Origin of the sequence: Pseudarthrobacter sp. C1 (assembly GCF_034720455.1) — a bacterium.
Taxonomy (GTDB): Bacteria; Actinomycetota; Actinomycetes; order Actinomycetales; family Micrococcaceae; genus Arthrobacter.
In genome coordinates this window covers 378,054-396,053 of sequence record NZ_JAYESK010000001.1, presented here as the reverse complement: position 1 = coordinate 396,053, position 18,000 = coordinate 378,054, and the positions used below count along the sequence as shown (strand labels likewise).

The 18,000-nt window shown below is 68.8% G+C and carries 16 protein-coding genes; 10 read left to right on the top strand and 6 right to left on the bottom strand.

What is annotated here, in order from left to right:
• The first annotated feature begins 169 nt into the window (after positions 1-169).
• Positions 170-367: a DUF1660 family phage protein gene (locus U7114_RS01700; RefSeq protein WP_323056398.1), complete on the top strand. Its 198-nt coding sequence runs from the start codon at positions 170-172 to the stop codon at positions 365-367.
• 45 nt (positions 368-412) lie between these two features.
• On the opposite strand, the gene U7114_RS01695 is transcribed toward U7114_RS01700, so the two are convergent.
• Positions 413-1,699 (bottom strand): hemolysin family protein, encoded by a 1,287-nt coding sequence (locus U7114_RS01695; protein ID WP_323056397.1) that lies wholly within the window; start codon positions 1,697-1,699, stop codon positions 413-415.
• A gap of 164 nt (positions 1,700-1,863) precedes the next feature.
• Between U7114_RS01695 and U7114_RS01690 the strand changes: the two genes are divergently transcribed.
• Complete coding sequence (locus U7114_RS01690; protein WP_323056396.1) at positions 1,864-3,564, top strand: NAD(P)H-dependent oxidoreductase subunit E; 1,701 nt, start codon at positions 1,864-1,866, stop codon at positions 3,562-3,564.
• Positions 3,561-6,224 (top strand): formate dehydrogenase subunit alpha, encoded by a 2,664-nt coding sequence (fdhF, locus tag U7114_RS01685; protein WP_323056395.1) that lies wholly within the window; start codon positions 3,561-3,563, stop codon positions 6,222-6,224. The genes U7114_RS01690 and fdhF overlap by 4 nt, the downstream gene beginning before the upstream one ends.
• Positions 6,225-6,255: 31 nt before the next feature.
• On the opposite strand, the gene U7114_RS01680 is transcribed toward fdhF, so the two are convergent.
• Genes U7114_RS01680 through U7114_RS01670 form a run of 3 tightly spaced genes read right to left on the bottom strand, consistent with a single transcriptional unit; the run spans position 6,256 to position 9,010 of the window.
• Entirely contained in the window at positions 6,256-6,687 is a 432-nt protein-coding gene (locus tag U7114_RS01680) for a DUF2177 family protein (protein ID WP_323056394.1), read from the bottom strand.
• Positions 6,684-8,552, bottom strand: coding sequence for an AMP-dependent synthetase/ligase (locus U7114_RS01675; RefSeq protein ID WP_416235533.1), 1,869 nt, complete (start codon positions 8,550-8,552; stop codon positions 6,684-6,686). The genes U7114_RS01680 and U7114_RS01675 overlap by 4 nt, the downstream gene beginning before the upstream one ends.
• A complete protein-coding gene (locus U7114_RS01670) occupies positions 8,549-9,010 on the bottom strand; it encodes a MarR family winged helix-turn-helix transcriptional regulator (RefSeq protein ID WP_323056393.1) in 462 nt (153 codons plus the stop codon). Before U7114_RS01670 ends, U7114_RS01675 begins: the two co-directional genes overlap by 4 nt.
• Positions 9,011-9,133: 123 nt before the next feature.
• On the opposite strand from U7114_RS01670, the gene U7114_RS01665 reads away from it, so the two are divergent.
• From U7114_RS01665 to U7114_RS01640, 6 genes are all read left to right on the top strand, one after another.
• The gene (locus U7114_RS01665; protein WP_323056392.1) at positions 9,134-10,000 is read left to right on the top strand and encodes a DUF1295 domain-containing protein; all 867 of its coding nucleotides are present in this window, start codon (positions 9,134-9,136) and stop codon (positions 9,998-10,000) included.
• A gap of 85 nt (positions 10,001-10,085) precedes the next feature.
• Positions 10,086-10,421, top strand: coding sequence for a cupin domain-containing protein (locus U7114_RS01660; RefSeq protein ID WP_157238926.1), 336 nt, complete (start codon positions 10,086-10,088; stop codon positions 10,419-10,421).
• Positions 10,422-10,681: 260 nt separating this feature from the next.
• Positions 10,682-12,076: an OFA family MFS transporter gene (locus U7114_RS01655; protein ID WP_157238925.1), complete on the top strand. Its 1,395-nt coding sequence runs from the start codon at positions 10,682-10,684 to the stop codon at positions 12,074-12,076.
• A 1-nt stretch (position 12,077) separates the two neighbouring features.
• Entirely contained in the window at positions 12,078-12,221 is a 144-nt protein-coding gene (locus tag U7114_RS01650; RefSeq protein ID WP_199775332.1) for an MFS transporter small subunit, read from the top strand.
• Between the two features lie 184 nt (positions 12,222-12,405).
• On the top strand, positions 12,406-13,284 hold the full coding sequence (locus U7114_RS01645) for a GmrSD restriction endonuclease domain-containing protein (protein ID WP_323056391.1): 879 nt from the start codon (positions 12,406-12,408) through the stop codon (positions 13,282-13,284).
• 141 nt (positions 13,285-13,425) lie between these two features.
• Complete coding sequence (locus tag U7114_RS01640) at positions 13,426-14,316, top strand: diacylglycerol/lipid kinase family protein (RefSeq protein ID WP_321215516.1); 891 nt, start codon at positions 13,426-13,428, stop codon at positions 14,314-14,316.
• 18 nt (positions 14,317-14,334) lie between these two features.
• Here the strand turns inward: U7114_RS01640 and U7114_RS01635 are convergent, their stop codons facing one another.
• The gene (locus U7114_RS01635; RefSeq protein WP_321215517.1) at positions 14,335-14,802 is read right to left on the bottom strand and encodes a hypothetical protein; all 468 of its coding nucleotides are present in this window, start codon (positions 14,800-14,802) and stop codon (positions 14,335-14,337) included.
• Positions 14,803-14,908: 106 nt separating this feature from the next.
• Between U7114_RS01635 and U7114_RS01630 the strand changes: the two genes are divergently transcribed.
• Complete coding sequence (locus U7114_RS01630; RefSeq protein ID WP_323056390.1) at positions 14,909-15,175, top strand: hypothetical protein; 267 nt, start codon at positions 14,909-14,911, stop codon at positions 15,173-15,175.
• A 4-nt stretch (positions 15,176-15,179) separates the two neighbouring features.
• On the opposite strand, the gene U7114_RS01625 is transcribed toward U7114_RS01630, so the two are convergent.
• The gene (locus tag U7114_RS01625) at positions 15,180-17,852 is read right to left on the bottom strand and encodes a PEP/pyruvate-binding domain-containing protein (RefSeq protein WP_323056389.1); all 2,673 of its coding nucleotides are present in this window, start codon (positions 17,850-17,852) and stop codon (positions 15,180-15,182) included.
• Positions 17,853-18,000: the final 148 nt, after the last annotated feature.

The following is an 18,000-nucleotide window of genomic DNA, read 5'->3' as shown; positions in this document are numbered from 1 at the left end:
CCTTATGCCACCGGGACCACGCAAAGGAACGCCTGGAGGTCCCGGTGGTGGCCGGCTGGCGGCGTGAGGCGGTGCTGCCAATGAAATTACAGTGGATGCGCCGTCCCCAGGCGCGTAGAATTTAGCCGGCTCCGGTGGTTCCGGCCCGGTTCCTACCGTGCCTTTTGAGATGGATTTCATCATGCTTACGAAACTGCTCTGCAAGCTGAACCTGGGACATCACTGGTTACTTGAAGAGGAACCCAAGGGGACCTTCCGCCGGCGGTGCACGCGATGCGGAAAGTACGATCACCGGACCCAAACGTGGACCGGGCACCTGGACTCCGGGGACCGACCGCCCCAGCACGACAGCCGGAAATACTACTGACAATGCTTCCGCGCACCGTCCGTGGCGGCTCCAGTCTACGCCCGGCTACCCACCGGCGGGAGTGACGCGGATGCGGGAGATGCGGAGCCGGTCCATCGCCGTCACGGTCAGCACGTGGCCGGCCACCTCCACCTTGTCGCCGACGCGGGGGAGGCGGCCCAGCCGGTCAATGACGAACCCGGCCACCGTCTCGTAGTGCCCTTCCGGCAGTTCGATGCCGGCGGCCGATTCGAACTCCTGCAGGATCAGCCCGCCGTCCACGTCCACCGCCCCGTTGGTCCTGGTGACGCGGTCCTCGGGTTCGGCCCCGGTGTCGTACTCGTCGTAGATCTCGCCCACGAGTTCCTCCACCAGGTCCTCCAGGGTGACGATGCCGTCCGTGCCGCCGTATTCGTCCACCACCAGCGCGATGTGCTGGCCCAGCCTGCGCATCCGCGACAGTGAGGGCAGCACCTTGTTGGTGCCGGGCAGCGGAAGGATCTCCCGCACGATGTCACGCACCAGCCCGTCGTCGTACTTCCCGTCCCGGGGCATGAGGTCACGGACGTGGATGAAGCCCAGGACGTCGTCGGGCGTTCGGTCGATGACCGGATACCGTGAAAACGGGCCGTCCCGGACCATGCTGCGCACGGCCGCGATGGTGAGGTTGCCGTCGATGAAAGTCACGTCGGTGCGCGGCCGCATCACTTCCTGCAGCGAGCGGTCCCCGGCCCCGAAGACGTCGCTGAGGATGCTCCGGCTGTGTTCCTCCAGTTCCTCGCTCTCGGCCACCATGTCCCAGAGTTCTTCGGAGCTGACGCTCTCCTGCCTGGCGTGCGGATCGCCGCCGAAGAGCCGGACCACGGCGTCCGTGGAGACGGACAGGAGCCAGACGGCGGGGCGCATGACCTCGGAGAGGACCCCCAGCGGCGGGGCAAGGACCTTGGTGAAGCCGACGGCGCTTTGCATCGCCAGGCGCTTGGGCACCAGTTCGCCGAGCACCAGGGACAGGTAGGCCACCAGCAGCGTCATGCCGATGAACGCAGCAGGTTCGGCCGCGGCGCCGAACCCGATTCCCTCGAGGAGGGGCTCGACGTCGGGCGCGATGGTGGACGCGCCGTAGGCGGCCGAGAAGAAGCCGGACAGGGTCACGCCGATCTGCACGGTGGAGAGGAAACGATTGGGGTTGCCGGCCAGGGCAGCGATCCGGGCCCCGCGCTTCCCCGATTTCTCCATCCGGCGCACCTGGCTCTCGCGGAGGGACACCAGCGCCATTTCCGTCCCCGCGAACACCCCGCCCAGCAGCACGAAGAAAAGGACCAACAGGAAATTGAGCAGCGTATCCACGTCCATGCTCAGACACTATCGAATGGTGCCGTGCGGGTTACGCTTCCGGCCGTAGCGGCGCAGGGCGTCCTGCCAGGCGGAACCGTGGGGAAAGTCCCGCCAGCTGAACTCCTCCCCGAGGGACTTTCGGCCCTTTCCCCGCCCAGGCCGGAGCGGCCATGGTTGGAGACATGCAGGAGCCCAGCCCCGCGCGCCCGGGCGCAGCAATGGATGGCCGGAGGGACCGGAACAATGACGATCCGTTCCGCCGGTACGCCACCCGTTTCGGCCGGCCAGTGAATGAAGTCCCGGACGCCCTCCGGAACTCCGGCAGCACCCCCAGGGACATAGCCCGGACGCTCAACCTGCCTGCGGCAGCGGTCGAGGGGCCGGCATCCTTCTTCGCCGATTTCGCAGCTCCCCGCGGGTCCCGGCATGTGCGGGTCTGCACTGCGGCGGCCTGTTTCGCTGCCACCGGCGGCACGCACGTTTCCGAGGTGGAAGAGGCGCTCGGGGTGCAGAGCGGCACCTGCAGCGGGGATGGATCCGTCTCGCTTCAGGCAGTGCGCTGCCTGGGCTACTGCTTCTCCGGTCCCGCAGCCCTGGATGGCGTGGTCCCGCATGCGGGGCCCGGGCTGGCAGCGCAGTTGCGTGGGTCGGTGCCGCCGGAGGCCCCACCCATTCCGGTGGGCAGCGATGCCCGGGTCCCTGTGGTGACCGCGGGACTGCTCGGAGCATCGCCGCCCTGGTCCGTCTGGCCGGGCGTCGCCGCCGCAGCAGCACCCGGCGATGTCCTGGCCGAGGTCGACGCCGCGCAGCTTCGGGGCCGGGGCGGAGCCGGATTCCGCGCCGCCGCGAAATGGCGGGCAGCGCTTGAGCACCCTGCGCCGCGAGTGGTGGTGGCCAACGGGGACGAGGGCGATCCGGGTTCCTACGCCGACCGCCTCCTGATGGAACAGGATCCGCACCGGGTGCTTGAGGGCCTCGCCTTGGCGTGCTTCGCCGTCGGCGCCGCCACGGGAATCGTGTTTGTCCGTTCCGAGTACCCGCACGCTGCCGCCCGGCTGCGGGAGGCAGTGGCTGAAGCGCGCAGCGCAGGACTTCTCGGCCCGGATGCGGCGGGCAGCGGGTCCAGCCTGGAGTTCCACGTGGCTGAAGGCGCCGGGTCCTACGTCTCGGGGGAGGAGACGGCGCTGCTCAACGGGCTCGAAGGCCTGCGCGGGACCGTACGTCCGCGGCCGCCGTTTCCCACCGCGCGCGGACTCGGCGGCCGCCCCACTGTGGTCAACAACGTTGAAACCTTGAGTGCGGTCCCGTGGATCGTGCAGCACGGCGGAGCCGCCTACGCCGCGCTGGGGACTGCGGATGAGTCCGGCACCGTGCTCGCTTGCCTGTCCGAGCGTTTCCTCCGGCCCGGCGCATATGAGGTGGAGATCGGCACGCCGGTGCGGCGGATCGTGGAGGTTCTCGGGGGCGGGCTGCGCGATGGCCGGATACTGCGCGCCCTGCAGATCGGGGGACCGCTGGGAGGCTTCCTGGGCCCAGGGGACCTTGACCTGCCGCTGAGTAACACGGCCCTGGCCACGCGCGGGGCCGCGCTGGGCCACGCGGGAATCGTCGCCTTTGATGACAGGGTCACTGGCGGGCAGGTGCTGGAGAACCTGTGGCAGTTCGCCGCGGAGGAGAGTTGCGGGCAGTGCTCGCCCTGCCGGGTGGGGGCCTGGCGCGGCCGTGCCCTCGCGGCGCTGCCGGATGGTCCTGCAGTAGAACATGAGCGCCGCGAAGTGCTGGGCACCATGGCGGCGGGCAGCCTGTGCGCCTTCGGCCGCCGCGTGCCGGCCGCGGTACGGAGCCTCGCCCGCGTCTACGGACTTGCCGGGTGGCCGGAGTGAAACTGTTCATTGATGGCACGGCCGTCGAGGTGCCGTCCGGAGCCACCCTGCTTGAGGCGGTGCGTGCGGCGGGCCTCGCCCTCCCCGCTTTGTGCCACGACGACCGGCTCAGCACGGTGGCGTCCTGCCGGACGTGCCTGGTGGACGTCAACGGCAGGGGTCTGGCCGCCGCCTGCAGCACCCCGGCCGAGGACGGCCTGCGCATTGACGTCGAGGCCTCCCGCGAAGTCCGGCGTGCTGCGCTGCAGGCTATCGTCGCCGGGTTGCCTCCCCGGGCGCTGGACATTCCAGCCGACCGCAGCGAACTGGTCCGCCAATGCGCCGAGTACGGGGTGGCTGCTCCGTCCGGAGTTGTCCTGCCGCCGGAGCGGGGCGTCGACCATTCGCACCCCTACGTCAAGCTTGACCGTGATCTCTGCATTGCCTGCGGCCGGTGCGTCCGTGCCTGTGCAGAAATCCAGGGTACGTTCGCGCTGACGCTCGTTGGCCGCGGGGCCGGAACCGTGGTGGCGCCGGGTACAGGCGGTCCCTGGGCGGAATCCGATTGCGTCTCCTGCGGGGCGTGCGTGGACACCTGCCCCACCGGAGCCCTGTCCGAACCGGGGCTGCTCAATCTGTTGCCGCTTGAGCGGCAGACCCTGACCACCTGCGGCTACTGCGGCGTGGGCTGCAGCCTGGAAGTCTCGACGCGCGGCAACACCATCATGACCGTCAAGCCCGCCGGGGACGGCTCGGTCAATCGCGGCCACGCCTGCGTCAAAGGGCGGTTTGCCCACGGCTTCCTCGGTTCCGCAGACCGGCTCACCACCCCGCTGATCCGCCGTAACGGAACGCTGACCCCGGCAACCTGGACAGAGGCAGTCGGGTTCGTGGCGGCACGCCTCGGCAGCATCCGGGACGGACAACCAGACGGATTTGCCCTGATTTCCTCTGCCCGGGCCACCAACGAGGAGAACTACCTGGCCCAGAAATTCGCCCGGACCGTCATGGGGACCAACAACGTGGACAACTGTTCCCGGCTCTGCCATGCCCCTTCCGCGGCCGGCCTGGCCGCTACGTTCGGGCTGGGCGGCGGGACGAACCCGTTCGACGATTTGGAGCGGTGCGATGCGGTCCTCCTGGTGGGGGCGAACCCGACGGCGGCCCACCCGGTGGTGGGGTCCCGCATCTTCCAGCGCGGCATGGACGGCGCCCGCCTGGTGGTGGTGGATCCGCGGCGTACCTCGCTGGCCCGGTACGCCGACGTCCACCTCAGGCCCAGGCCGGGGACCAATGTGGCCGTGTTCAACGGCCTCGCGCACGTCCTGGTCAGGGAGGGCCTGGTGGACACCGCCTTCCTGGACCTCCACACCACCGGCTACGAGGAACTGTTTGGGCTGTTGGAAGACTACCCGCCGGAGCGGGTGGCCGCGATTTCCGGTGTCCCGGCGGACGACCTCGTGCAGGCGGCCCTTTTGTACGGGCAGGCGCTGGCGCCGGCCATCTTTTACGGCCTGGGCGTGACGGAACACCTCCACGGCACGGACGGTGTCCGGACGCTGTCCAACCTTGCCCTCCTGCGGGGCGCCGTGGGCCCGGGTGCAGGAGGAGGGGTGAACCCGCTGCGCGGCCAGAACAACGTTCAGGGCGCGTCCGACATGGGCGCCCTGCCGGACCTGCTGCCGGGTTACCAGAAGGTCCTGGACCCTGCGGCCAGGGCCCGGTGCGCCGGGACCTGGCGGGTCGATGTGCCGCCCCTGCCAGGGCTCAGGATCCCGCAGATGTTCGATGCCGCCCGGGCAGGGTCGCTGCAGGCGTTGTGGGTCATAGGCGAGGACGTTCTCACCACGGACCCTGACAGCACGGCCGTGCGGACGGCCCTGGAGGCGTGCCCGCTGGTGATCTGCAACGACCTGTTCCTCTCCGCGACGGCCGCCGCGGCCGACGTCGTCTTCCCCGTGGCCGCCTGGCTGGAAAAGGACGGCACATTCGTCAACTTCGACAGGCGTTTCCAGCGGGTAAGGCAGGCAGTGGAGCCCCCGGCCGGTGTCCGCACCGACTTTGCGGTGCTGCATGCGGTTGCAGGCAGGATGGGCGCGGACCTTGGCTGCGCCACACCGGCTGAAGCCATGGCCGAATGCGCTGCCGTGGCGCCGCTGTTTGGCGGTATCTCGCACCCCCGCCTGGACCGCGAAGGGCCTCTGCACTGGCCGTGCGGGTCCGCCGACTCGGCGGGAACCCCCCGGTTGTACCAGGAGAGGTTTGCTACCCCGGACGGGTTGGCCCACCTGGCAGCGAGGAACTACCTGCCCCCGGGCGAACAATGCGACGCCGAGTTTCCGTTCCTGCTGATCACCGGGCGCAGGGGGGAGCACTATAACTCCGGAAGTATGACCCGGCGGACCGGCAACCTGCGCCTGAGCGCAGACGAGACGGTGGACATCGAGCCCGGGGATGCCGCCGCCCTGGGACTGAACGACGGCGATCCGGTCCGGCTGGGCAGCAGGCACGGGACGGCGGTCCTTCAGGCCAGGATCACGGACGAGGTGGAACCGGGCCAGGTGTTCGCCGGCTTCCATTTCCCCGGCGCATCGGTCAATAGCCTCACCTCCAGGGTGGAGGACGAGGTGACCGGATGTCCCGAATACAAGCTGACGGCAGTCCGCCTGTCCAGGTCCTGATGACAGTGCGGACTGCCCGGCCGAACGCAGGCTAGGACGCGCGGTTCTTCGCGAGGAACCTGCGCAGGACGGTGGCCGTCAGCCAGGTGACCAGGCTGCAGGCCGCGGCGCCCCAAAGGATGTCCGTCACGGCGACGACGGCGGGGAAGTCCTTCAGCACGGCGAACGCGGTCAGCGCCCAGGTGGCGTAGGTGAAGAAGCCGAACAGCGCCGCGCCCGTGACCCGCTGCCGCATCGTTGCGTGTGCGTCGTTTGGCCGGACGCCGTAGTGCACCATGCCGGCCACGAAGATGAGGTAGAAGGCAACGGCGCCGGCAGGGTTGGGCCTGGGGGCAATCAGGTGGCCGATCTGGCTTTGGTAGAGGTTGCTCGCCACGAAGCTGATCCAGACGAGGTCCAGCACAGCGAAGATCACGGCGGTGACCGCGTAGGACAGCAGCCATCTCTTGGTCCGGGTGTTCATGCCTGGCTCCTTGACTCGGCGTAGAGGTTCTCCACGATGTGGCGGGCGCGTTCGGTGAACGCGGTGCGTTTGAGTTTCATGGTGGGCGTGACCATTCCGTTGGCCTCGCTGAGGTCTGCCAGGAGCAGCACGAACTTGCGCACCTGCTCGGAGCGGGCCAGTTTGGCGTTGGCGGCACTGACTGCTTTGCCGACGGTGCTGAGGAGGCGCGCGTCCTCGATCCGGACGGCACCGCCGTCGTCCGGGATCCGCAGCCCGGCGAGATCGGCGATGCCCTCGCGCTCGGCCCACGCCGTGACGGACTCGGGGTCCAGCAGCACCAGCCCGCCCAGGTACGGTTTGCCCTCGCCCACCATGACGGCGTGGGCCACCAGCGGATCGCCCTCCACATAGCCTTCCCAGATGGCGGGGGTGATGGTCTTCCCGCCGGCGGTGACAATCACGTCCTTGATCCTGCCCTTGAGGGTGAGCCGTCCCAGCTCGTCGAGCTCGCCGAGGTCTCCTGTGTGGAAGTACCCGTCCGTGAACGCATCCTGGTTGTCCGCCGGCCTGCGGTAGCCGGCGAACACGCCCACGCCGCGGGCCAGCACCTCGCCGCGGTCCGAGATGCGCACGGTGGTTCCCGGCATCGGGACGCCCACCGTGCCGGCGGCGATGGCGTCCGGCATATTCCCGGTCAGCGGCGCGGTGGTCTCCGTGAGGCCGTAGCCCTCGATGACGGGCAGGCCAAGGCCACGGAAGAACAGGGACAGCTCGGCGTCCAGTGCGGCGGCGCCGGACAGCAGGTAGTCCAAACGGCCACCCATCAAAGCGCGGAGCCGGGCGTAGAACGCGCGGTCGAACACTGCGTGCCGCGCACGCAGGCCGAACGGGGCGCGCAAGGACGGGTCGGCGTCGTGCGCTTCAGCGAACCGGCCCCACTCCACAGCGGTCTGCTGCGCCGCAGCCCATACCCGCCCAAGGCGTTTCCGGGCCGCTGCGCCGGCAGCGGACGCCTGGATTTTCTGCAGCACGCGGGGGACCACCACCAGGAAGGTGGGCTTCAGGACCCCGAGGGCGGGCACCACGTCCTTGGGATCGGACAGGTGGGCGATGCGCATGCCGTTGGCCAGGCAGATCAGCTGCAGGCCGCGGGCCAGCACGTGGGCCATGGGCAGGAAGATGACGGTGTTGCCGCCTTCGCGGACCACGCCCGTATAGGCGGCGCCCACGTTGAGCACCTGGCCCACGAAGTTGCCGTGGGTGATCAGGGCGCCCTTGGGCGCGGCGGTGGTGCCGGAGGTGTAGACGATGGTGGCCACCGCGTTCAGGTCCGGCAGCAGGCGCCGCTCCTCAACGGTGCTGTCCGGGATGGCGGCGCCGCGCAGTTTCAGCTCGGCAAGGTCCGCGCCGGGACGTGCGTCCATGGTCCAGACGCCCAGGTTTGTCCGCCCGGCCTGTTCAAAGCCCTGTTCCAACAGGAGGGCGTGCCCGGCGGTGCCGGCGACGGCCAGGCGCACGGCGGCGTCGTCGAGGACCGCGGCCACCTGGGGCAGGGCGGAGGTTTCATAGACGGGGACCACGACGGCGGCGGCGAACCACGCTGCCATGTCCGCCACTGCCCATTCATACCGGGTGGGCGACATGATGGCGAGGGACTCGCCGGGCTGCAGGCCGGCGGCGATGAGGCCCTTGGCCAGGGCGCGCACCTCCTCGACGAACTGCCGCGTGGTCACCTGGCGCCACGGATCCGTGATGGCACCCTCCGGGGCCCGCACCTCGAAGGCAACATGGTCCGGGGACGTCCTGAACCGCTGCATCAGCAGCTCCGTGGCGTTCCGGTGGCTGGACGGTTCAACCAGCAGCGGGGTGGAGAACTCTCTCAAGCGGTGTCCTTTGTCGAAAGGGTATTCAGGTGGTTCTGCATGAGGTGCCGGGCGGTGTGGAGGAACCCGGCCACGGCGTCCTGCTGGGCGGCAGGCAGGGATTCGAGGTGCCGGTTGGTGGCATCCATGAGGGGCCGCATCAGGTTCATGATGTCCCGGGAGGCGGCGGCGGTGGCACTGACGTGGACATGGCGGCGGTCCCCTTCGCCGCGGAGGCGTTCCGCGTAGCCGCGGCTTTGCAGCCGGCTGACGATCGCGGTGGTGGTGGCGGCCGTGGCGCCCAGCTTCACAGCGAGGTTTCCCACCGTCATGGGTCCGGACTGGGACAGTGTGGAGAGGGCGCGGTAGTCGGTGAGGTTGAGCCCCAACCTGTCCGCCACTTCGCGTTCGGTCTCGTTGGCCAGCGCCAGAACAGCTTGGAGGGCGACGGCGGCCGGATGGTAGGACGGTGTGCTCATGGTTCCTCCCATCTTCGCTAGTCTATATAGTAATTAGATAACCTTGTAATCAAATCAGTTTGAAGAAGCGGAGTGCGCCGGGACCGCGTGGCTGCCGTCCCGGCTTGGGAAAGGAATGCCCTGATGAAGGATTCGGACCGTAAGGCGCTCATCATTTTTGTGGTCGCGGTGCTGGTGGGGGCCCTTGTCGCCTTCGCCGGCAGCCAGGGTGGTGCCACCGTGGGCGGGTTCCCCCTCTTTGCGCTGGGCGTGGCGGCGGCGTTCCTTATCCAGTGGCTGGCCTTTATCCCGGCGTTCAAGGCGCAGACCGAGAAGTACTACGACCTCACCGGCGCCCTGACCTACATCTCCATCACCGTGCTCCTGGTTGTGCTGACCCCGGGTGTGGACGCGCGGGGGCTGCTGCTGGCGGGCATGGTGGTGGCGTGGGCCGTAAGGCTGGGGAGCTTCCTGTTCCGCCGCGTCAGCAAGCACGGCAAGGATGACCGCTTCGATGAGATCAAGCCATCGTTCATCCGGTTCCTGAACACCTGGACAGTGCAGGGGCTGTGGGTGGTCCTCACCGCGGCTGCTGCTTGGATTGCCATTACATCCGTCGCCCGGGTGGCGCTCGACGGGTGGGCGCTGGCGGGCTTCCTGGTGTGGGCTGGTGGCTTCGGCATCGAGGCTGTGGCGGACAACCAGAAGGGCCGGTTCAAGGCTGATCCGGCCAATAAGGGCCGCTTCATCTCCACCGGCCTGTGGTCGAAGTCCCGGCACCCCAACTACTTCGGCGAGATTGTGCTCTGGACCGGCGTGCTCCTGATCGCCGTTCCGGTACTGCAGGGCTGGCAATGGCTGGCCCTGCTGTCTCCGCTCTTCGTGGCGCTGCTCCTGATCAAGGGCAGCGGCATCCCGCTGCTGGAGAAGAAGGCCGACCGGAAATGGGGCGGCGAGCCCGAGTACGAGGCCTACAAGAAAAACACCCCGGTCCTCATCCCAAAGCTGTAGGGCAAGTTGGCGGACGAGCTTCCTCAGGCGGAGCTCGGGACGCTGGCCTCTGGCACTGCCTCTCCGCGGTGGGTACGGTGTCCGCATGCAGAAGATATCGATTGATGCCCTGGCCCGCCAGCAGCTCGAAGCAGCGGTGGCGGCTCCCAGCGGGCGGGCGGCGGACACGGCGTTCGGCGGACATGAGAAAAAGCTGCGCCAGACGGTCATGGCCTTCCGTGCCGGCACGCAGCTGAGCGAGCACCAGAATCCCGGCGAGGCCACGGTCTACGTGATCAGGGGATCGGTCTGGCTGAAGTCCGGTGGTGAAGCCTGGCAGGGCAAGGCCGGGGATCTCCTGATTGTCCCGAATGGGCTGCACAGCCTTGAGGCCGAGGAGGACTCGGCGGTGCTGTTCACGGTGGTCAAAACGGACCGGTAGGGGCGGGGCGGCGGCTTCGGTGAAGCTGCTGCCGCCCGGAACCCGCCTCCCGCTGTCCCGGCGCAACCGGCGGGCACAAAGCCGGCCGCCGCTCACCGCGGATTTGCCGCCGCTCGGCGCAAGAATCATACGTTTGCTGACGATTTGCCTCATGATTGCCGGAGGCCACAGCGCCATAAGAGGGACTTTCGCCTCTGGAGGGGTATGCGCTGCGGCAGCGAACAGACATCGACGTCGTCGAACAAGCAAAGGGAACATCTATGGGCTGGCTGGACCGAGAACGAACTGTTGCCCCGCCGGGATTCAACCGCTGGCTGGTGCCCCCCGCCGCGCTCGCGGTCCACCTCTGCATCGGGCAGGCCTACGCCACAAGCGTGTACAAGACCGCCCTGGTCAAGCACTTCGGCGCCAGCCTGACCGAGATCGGCGTGATCTTCTCCATCGCCATCGTGATGCTGGGCCTCTCGGCCGCGATCATGGGCACGTGGGTGGACAAGAACGGCCCGCGCAAGGCGATGTTCACCTCGGCCATGTTCTGGGCCGGCGGCTTCCTGATCGGCTCGCTCGGCATCTTCACCCACCAGCTGTGGCTCGTGTACCTCGGTTACGGCTTCATCGGCGGCATCGGCCTGGGCATCGGCTACATCTCGCCCGTGTCCACCCTGATCAAGTGGTTCCCGGACCGGCCCGGCCTCGCCACCGGCATGGCCATCATGGGCTTCGGCGGCGGCGCGCTGATCGCCAGCCCCGTCTCCACGGCGCTGCTCAAGATGTACGATCCCAACTCCGGCGCCAAGGACTGGGTGGCCAGCGGCGATGCCGTGGGCAAGCTGTTCCTGACCCTCGCCGTCGTCTACCTTGCGTACATGCTCTTCGGCGCTTTCACCATCAAGGTCCCCGCCGACGGATGGAAACCGGCAGGGTTCGACCCCGCCAAGGTCAAGGCCGCCAAGCTGGTCACCACGGAGAACGTCTCGGCGAAGAATGCCGTGAAGACGCGCCAGTTCTGGCTGCTGTGGATCGCGCTGTTCTGCAACGTCACCGCGGGCATCGGCATCCTGGAGCAGGCCGCGCCCATGATCCAGGACTTCTTCCGCCAGTCCGACGGCGTGTCCCTGGTGAGTGCCGCCGTCGCCGCCGGCTTCGTGGGGCTCCTGTCCATCGGTAACATGGCGGGGCGTTTCGCCTGGTCCGCCACCTCCGACGTCACCGGCCGCAAGCGCATCTACATGGTCTACCTCGGCGTCGGCGCCGTCCTGTACACGGTGCTGGCGCTGGCCGGGTCCAGCACCACGTTCCTCTACGTGGCGCTCGCCTTCGTCATCATTTCGTTCTACGGCGGCGGCTTCGCCACCGTTCCGGCCTACCTGCGGGACCTCTTCGGGACTTTCCAGGTGGGGGCCATCCACGGCCGGCTGCTGACCGCCTGGTCCGCCGCCGGAGTGGCCGGGCCGCTGATCGTCAACGCGTTCCTGGATGCCCAGGGCAAGCCTGGCCAGTTGGACGCCGCGTCCTACCAGCCGGCGCTGCTGACCATGGTGGCGCTGCTGGTGGTCGGCTTCCTGGCCAACCTGATGGTCAAGCCGGTGGACGCACGATTCCACGAACCCCGCCCAGACCGCGGACGGGCACACGAACCTGCCATGGAGGCCTGAGATGAGCACTGCACACACCCCCGGCGCGCAGGCGCCCGCCAAAGTATCGGTCGGCAAACTCGCCATCGCCTGGGCACTGGTGGGCGTCCCGCTGGCCTACGGGATCTACCAGACCCTGACCCGGGTGGCTGCGCTGTTCGGGTGAGGAATGGCGCCAGCCCCGCGCCGGCCGCGGCGCAGGGTTGGCGCAGGAGTCCTTAAGAATTTCCCCAGTTCCACCAAAACGCACCTTTCCGGTTCACAGCGGGCCATAGGCTCTTCCTCGGCGCAAAACACGGCCATGATGCCTGTGCGCCGGAACCTATCGTGCACACAACCTGGGGAACCGCATGTCCATCACCACGTCCTTGCCTGAAACCATGCCTGCGTCCGGCACCCGCACGGCGGCCGCCGTCGTACTTGCCGCCGTCCTTGCCCTGCTCACCGGGGGTGCCCCGGCAGCTGCCGACACCCTGGACAGCACCGCAACACAGGCGGCCGGGCCGTCGGCCGCCGTTGAGGCAGCGGACCTGCTGGCCACCCTCCCCGTGAAGGGCCGCGCGCCCAAGACCGGATACGAGCGGGCACTGTTTGGCCCGACGTGGGCGGACGTGGACCAGAACGGCTGCGATACCCGGAACGACATCCTGCGGCGGGACCTGAGCGAGGTCACCTACACCACCAGCGTCCCCTGCACGGTCAAGACCGGCATCCTGGCGGACCCGTACACCGGCACAACCATCAGCTTCGTCCGCGGCACCACCACCAGCAGTGCCGTGCAGATCGACCACGTGGTGGCGCTCAGCGACGCCTGGCAGAAGGGCGCGCAGCAGCTGACCACGGAGCAGCGGACGGCGTTCGCCAACGATCCGCTGAACCTGCAGGCAACGGACGGCCCCACCAACCAGCAAAAGGGCGACGGCGACGCCGCCACCTGGCTGCCCGCGAACAAGGGCTTCCGGTGCGAGTACGTCGCCCGGCAGGTTTCGGTGAAGGCACGGTACAGCCTGTGGGTGACGCAGGCCGAGCACGACGCAATCGCGGGCATCCTTGCCGGGTGCCCCGGGCAGGTGGCGCCCGCCGCCGTCGAACCCGCCGCTCCTGCCGCGGTCTACTACGCCAACTGCGCCGAGGTGGTGGCTGCCGGAGCGGCCCCTCTGTACGCCGGTTCGCCAGGCTACAGGTCCGGGCTCGACGGGGATTCCGACGGGGTGGCCTGCGAGGGGTAGCTGTTGCCCGGGCCAGTCCGGGGGCTGTCCGGCAGGGCCCCGCGGACGACGGCGGCACGGTCAACTTCAGGACGGGGGTATCCACGGATAGGCTGGAGCTGACCGCACCAAGGCAACAAAGGGCACCGGAGGATGGGCACGATGGCTGACGACCGGGCACCGGCCTTTGACCGGGTCGTCCTCATTTTCAATCCGACGAGGGCCGGGATGGCCGCGCGGATCGATTCACTGCAGGAGGAGCTTGCCACGAACCTTCCGGGCCTGCAGGTGGTCCTGCTGCCCACGGAGTTCGCGGGGCACGCCCGGGACCTGGCACGGTCAGCGGCCGGAAGCGGAGAACCGCTCATCGTCTCGGTCAGCGGCGACGGCGGTTATAACGAGGTGGTCAACGGGGTGATGGACGTGCCCGCCAGCAAGGCGGTGTGCACTGTGCTCCCGGCAGGCAACGCCAACGATCACCACAGGAGCATGCAGGTCCGGCCGCTCACCGAGGCCATCCGTGAGGGCAGCGTCCGCCGCATCGACCTGTTGCGCGTGACCTTCCGGGGGATGCACCGGGAGCAGGTCCGGTACGCGCACTCCTATGTGGGGTTCGGGCTCACGCCGCTGATGGCCATCGGGATCGAAAAGGGTGGAAAAGGGAAAGTCCTGGAACTCATCTCCGTTGCCCGGACGCTTTCGGGCCTGAGACCGTTTGAGCTGGTGCGGGCCGACGGCGCCACCGCGAAGTTCGACAGCCTGATCCTGGCCAACGTCTCGCGCATGGCCAAATATGGAACGGTCAGCGAGTCGCACTCCCCGGACGATGGCCGGTTCGAGGTGGTGACGCTGCCCCATGCCGGGCTTATGAGGATGGCACTCATGACCCTTCGGGCCGTCACGCTGGGGCTTGGGCACCAGCCCAGCGTCAGCAGTTACGCCTTCACGACGCGGGACGCCGTACCCTGCCAGATTGACGGCGAAGTGGTCTATGTCCAGGCGGGGACCCATGTCCTGGTGGAAAGCGCCAAGGGCGCCCTCTCCACGATCTGACGGATCAGGGCGGTTGCCCTAAGCGTGTGCTGGACCGCCGAAGGACGGACGCCGGCCGGACCGGTAGGCAGAGTCGATGACGGGGCCGAGCTCGTCGAGCACGGTCTTGTTTCCCGGCAGAACCACGTGGGCCAGGAATTCGGATTCAAGGGTGGCAATGCCTGCCGCCGCCGCCGCGAGTTTGGCGTCGATGGCCAGTGCCAGGGCATGCCAGGACTTGCGGTTGGCGCGTTCGAGGACCTTTGCGTTCGCCTCGTGAAGCGGGCCGTCGGCGATGTCCCCGCGGATAACCAGGGGGCCTTCGGACTGCAACAGCGGCAGGACAATCCGGAATTGCCGCCCGCCGCCCTTGAAGGCAATGGCACTATGGTTCCCGCGTTGGGTGAAAAGAACGTCCGTTGCCCCGTAGTCTCCGAGCGCCCGCCTGATGTGTTTCCGGGAGGCCTCGCTGGTGAAGGAATCGCCCCGGGTGTAAGGACCTGTCATTCTTCAACTATGCGCCTCCCAGCCACTCTTTACTGCATGGCCGGTACCTGCGCGGAGTGAATCTGCGCCAGACTGGAAGCTGCACCCACCACGAAAGCGGATTCCCTTGATTACTCTCCAGCAGGACGCAGACGGCTTCATCCGGATGAACCGGCACTACCCCAACAGCGTCCGCATCAGGATCGCCTTCACCGACGGCAGCACCGGTGAGTTCTCAGGGCAGACCCTCAACAATGCCTACGACGCAGCCCTTGCGGAATTCCGCGCGAAGAACGGCCTCGACGCGCGGGGGTTCTCGAGGACGTCCGCCGGCCGGCAGAACTCCGGCAACAAAGTCGATTTTGTTCCCGTGCATCCCGGCATGGGGGAGTAACCGCTCAGCCCCGGGGAACCCCCGGACCGGCATGGTCCTCGATCACGACCGTCCCCGCGTCCCCGTCCACGCTGACCCGCGGGCCGCCGGCAAGCCGCTGCGTGGCAACCCCGGTGCCGAGGACGGCAGGGATGCCGTACTCGCGGGCCACGATGGAGCTGTGGCTGAGCGGGCCGCCGACGTCCGTCACCACGCCGGAGGCCATCGCGAACAGCGGCGTCCACGCGGGCGTGGTGATGCGGGCCACCAGCACCTCGCCGGGCTGCATGAGGGCGAAATCCTGCGGACCCCTCAGCACGCGGGCCGGCGCGCTGACCCGGCCGGAGCTCGCCCCGGCACCCTTGATCACATCACCGGGCTGGTGCTGGGAGCCTGCCGGCATCATGGAACCGAAGGCTTTGTCCATCCACCGGCGCTCCGGCAGCATCTGCGGCGCGGCAGCCTTCACCTGGCCCCGCCACAGCATCCTGCGCTCCTCCACGGCAGCGGCGCGCACGGGCCGTCCGGCCCCGGCAATTGCAGCGCCCCCGCGGGCTTCCGGTTCGGCGAGGCCGAACTCGACGGCGCTCCGCAGTTCCTGGAACCGCAGCCAGAACACGTCGTCCGGCGCGGCGATAACACCGGAGTCCACCAGGCGCCGGCCCAGTTCCAGCAGCATCCGCCGCAGCAGCGGCCAGGCGAGTCCGACGTCGGCCAGCGCGTCCTCACGGATGGGCGCGGTCTCCTGCGCCCACCCCAGCAGCCGGCGGAACACGGCCCGGCGGCGCGGTCCCAGCCTGCCTTCCATCTGCTTGGTCAGTTCTTCCCGGCGCTCGGTCAGCAGCTGCTGCCGCTCGTGCGGGTCGGTGCCTTGCCCGCGCAGGTAGAACTTCACGGTCTCCAGCTGGGCGGAGGGATCGTCGGCCGGCACCGGGGTGGCGAAATCCAGGTTGTAGACGGCGTGGCCAAACCGGTCCAGGTGCTCCCTGAACGTGAACCGCCATTCCTGCCACAGGACGTCGTCCACACCCTCGGGCGCGGAGCCGGTGCGCTGGCACTCGGCGAGCACCGCCGTCGGCCGTTCCAGCAGGGCCGCTGCCAGTCCGGGATCGCTGCGGGCCCAGCCGGCCAGGTCGTACAGGGACTTCTCCGCCCGGATGGGCTCGCTGTCGAAGCCCAGGAGGAAGGTCTGGGCCGGCGGATCGCCGTCGCGCCGGAGGACCTTGTCGTAGAAGGCCCGGAAGGAGATTTCGCTCATGGTGGCGAGCGGAATGATGGACTGAACGGCGGTGTAGTACACGGTTCCGGCGTCCAGGAGGGCCTGCGCCCCCGCCAGCAGTTCCTCCCCGGGGAGGTCGGCCGGCGGCGTCACGGACCAGTCCTTGATCACCCGTTCGTAGCGCGGATGCGAGTATTCGCGCCAGCCCGCAATGCCCATGTGCCCTTTGCCGCGGGCCAGCGCGCCCAGTGCCGTGAACAGCCTGCCCGTCAGGCGCCACATGCCGGAGGTGCGGTAGTAGTAATAGGCGTAGCCGTTGATGGTGGGCAGGTGAATGTCGCCCTCGCGGAGGACGTCCTTGCCGGTCGCTTCCGCCATGAGGGCCCGCAGTGAGCGCGATACCGAGCCGTCAATCAGGTCGGCGAAGAGCGGGGAGAGCGGGTCGGGGAGCTGTTCCACGATGCTCGCGCGGAAGTAGAGGCCCTTCGGATACGGCAGCGGCCAGGTCTCCGGGGTTTCCGCGGCGGGGTCGGGCAGGGCCGTGATGGGGCGGGACTGCAGCAGGTAGAACCGGCCGCCGGCCCGCGCCCACTCGATGTCCTGCGGCACCCCGAAATGTTCCGCGATCCGCTGTCCGTAGCGGGCCAGTTCGGCCGCCTCCTGGTCGTCCAGGACGGGCGCACGACGGCGGGCAGCCGCCACCGGTTCCTCCCGGGTTCCGTCCTCCACGGAGACGGTCATGATTTCCTTGTCCGCCGTCTGCCGCGACACCACCGCGCCGGTCCCGGCGTCCACCACGAGGTCGTCCGTGGTGACCGTCCCGCTGACCACGGCCTCGCCCAGCCCCCACGCGGCGCTGATCACCGCCTGGTCGCGCCGCCCGTTTGCGGGGTTGGCGGTGAACATCACCCCGGCGGCCTCGGCCTCCACCATCTGCTGGACCACGACGGCGAGGCGCACCTGGTCGGGCCGCACGCCTTCGCGGGCGCGGTAGGCCATGGCGCGCGCCGTCCAGAGGGAGGCCCAGCAGTTGATGACGGCCTCCGTCAGTGCCGCCGTGCCGCGGACGTTCAGGTAGCTTTCCTGCTGCCCGGCGAAACTGGCCGATTCGAGGTCCTCGGCGGTGGCGGAGGACCGCACCGACACTGCGGTGTCCCCGCCGCCCAGGCGCTCGTAGGCGGCGCCGAGCCTGGCCGCGATCCCGGCCGGCATGGTGCCGTTCCGGAACAGGCCGCGGATCCGCTCCGAGGCGGTTTCGTAGTCCTGCGGCGAAGCCTGCGGTGGCAGGGCGGCCAGGTCCTGGATGGCCGCGCCGAGGGTGTTCGCCGTGACGAACTCCGAGTACGCGGCGGTGGTCAGGACAAACCCCGGCGGGACCGGCAACCCGGCCTGGATGAGGCCGCCGAGCCCCACGGCCTTGCCGCCGGCCACGGCAACATCGCCGCGCCCCACGTCGCCCAGATCGCTGATGTACGTCATGGCTGCGCCTCCTTGCCGGGTGAGCCGTGGTCGTGCAACGGACATTCCTGGAGGTGCCCGGAGCCCCGGCTCGGTAAAGGCTCGACGCAGGACCCGCGGGCGTTTTGCCCCCATGCCTTCCTGATCCAGCGTGGGCCGAGCCGCCGGA

What these genes read in the sequence shown, in the direction of transcription:
- U7114_RS01700 (WP_323056398.1), top strand. Translation starts at nt 170, where the DNA reads ATGGATTTCATCATGCTTACGAAACTGCTCTGCAAGCTGAACCTGGGA.
- U7114_RS01640 (WP_321215516.1), top strand. Translation starts at nt 13,426, where the DNA reads ATGGCTGACGACCGGGCACCGGCCTTTGACCGGGTCGTCCTCATTTTC.
- U7114_RS01625 (WP_323056389.1), bottom strand. Translation starts at nt 17,852, where the DNA reads ATGACGTACATCAGCGATCTGGGCGACGTGGGGCGCGGCGATGTTGCC.
- U7114_RS01655 (WP_157238925.1), top strand. Translation starts at nt 10,682, where the DNA reads ATGGGCTGGCTGGACCGAGAACGAACTGTTGCCCCGCCGGGATTCAAC.
- U7114_RS01645 (WP_323056391.1), top strand. Translation starts at nt 12,406, where the DNA reads ATGTCCATCACCACGTCCTTGCCTGAAACCATGCCTGCGTCCGGCACC.
- U7114_RS01670 (WP_323056393.1), bottom strand. Translation starts at nt 9,010, where the DNA reads ATGAGCACACCGTCCTACCATCCGGCCGCCGTCGCCCTCCAAGCTGTT.
- U7114_RS01650 (WP_199775332.1), top strand. Translation starts at nt 12,078, where the DNA reads ATGAGCACTGCACACACCCCCGGCGCGCAGGCGCCCGCCAAAGTATCG.
- U7114_RS01695 (WP_323056397.1), bottom strand. Translation starts at nt 1,699, where the DNA reads ATGGACGTGGATACGCTGCTCAATTTCCTGTTGGTCCTTTTCTTCGTG.
- U7114_RS01660 (WP_157238926.1), top strand. Translation starts at nt 10,086, where the DNA reads ATGCAGAAGATATCGATTGATGCCCTGGCCCGCCAGCAGCTCGAAGCA.
- U7114_RS01635 (WP_321215517.1), bottom strand. Translation starts at nt 14,802, where the DNA reads ATGACAGGTCCTTACACCCGGGGCGATTCCTTCACCAGCGAGGCCTCC.
- U7114_RS01665 (WP_323056392.1), top strand. Translation starts at nt 9,134, where the DNA reads ATGAAGGATTCGGACCGTAAGGCGCTCATCATTTTTGTGGTCGCGGTG.
- U7114_RS01680 (WP_323056394.1), bottom strand. Translation starts at nt 6,687, where the DNA reads ATGAACACCCGGACCAAGAGATGGCTGCTGTCCTACGCGGTCACCGCC.
- U7114_RS01690 (WP_323056396.1), top strand. Translation starts at nt 1,864, where the DNA reads ATGCAGGAGCCCAGCCCCGCGCGCCCGGGCGCAGCAATGGATGGCCGG.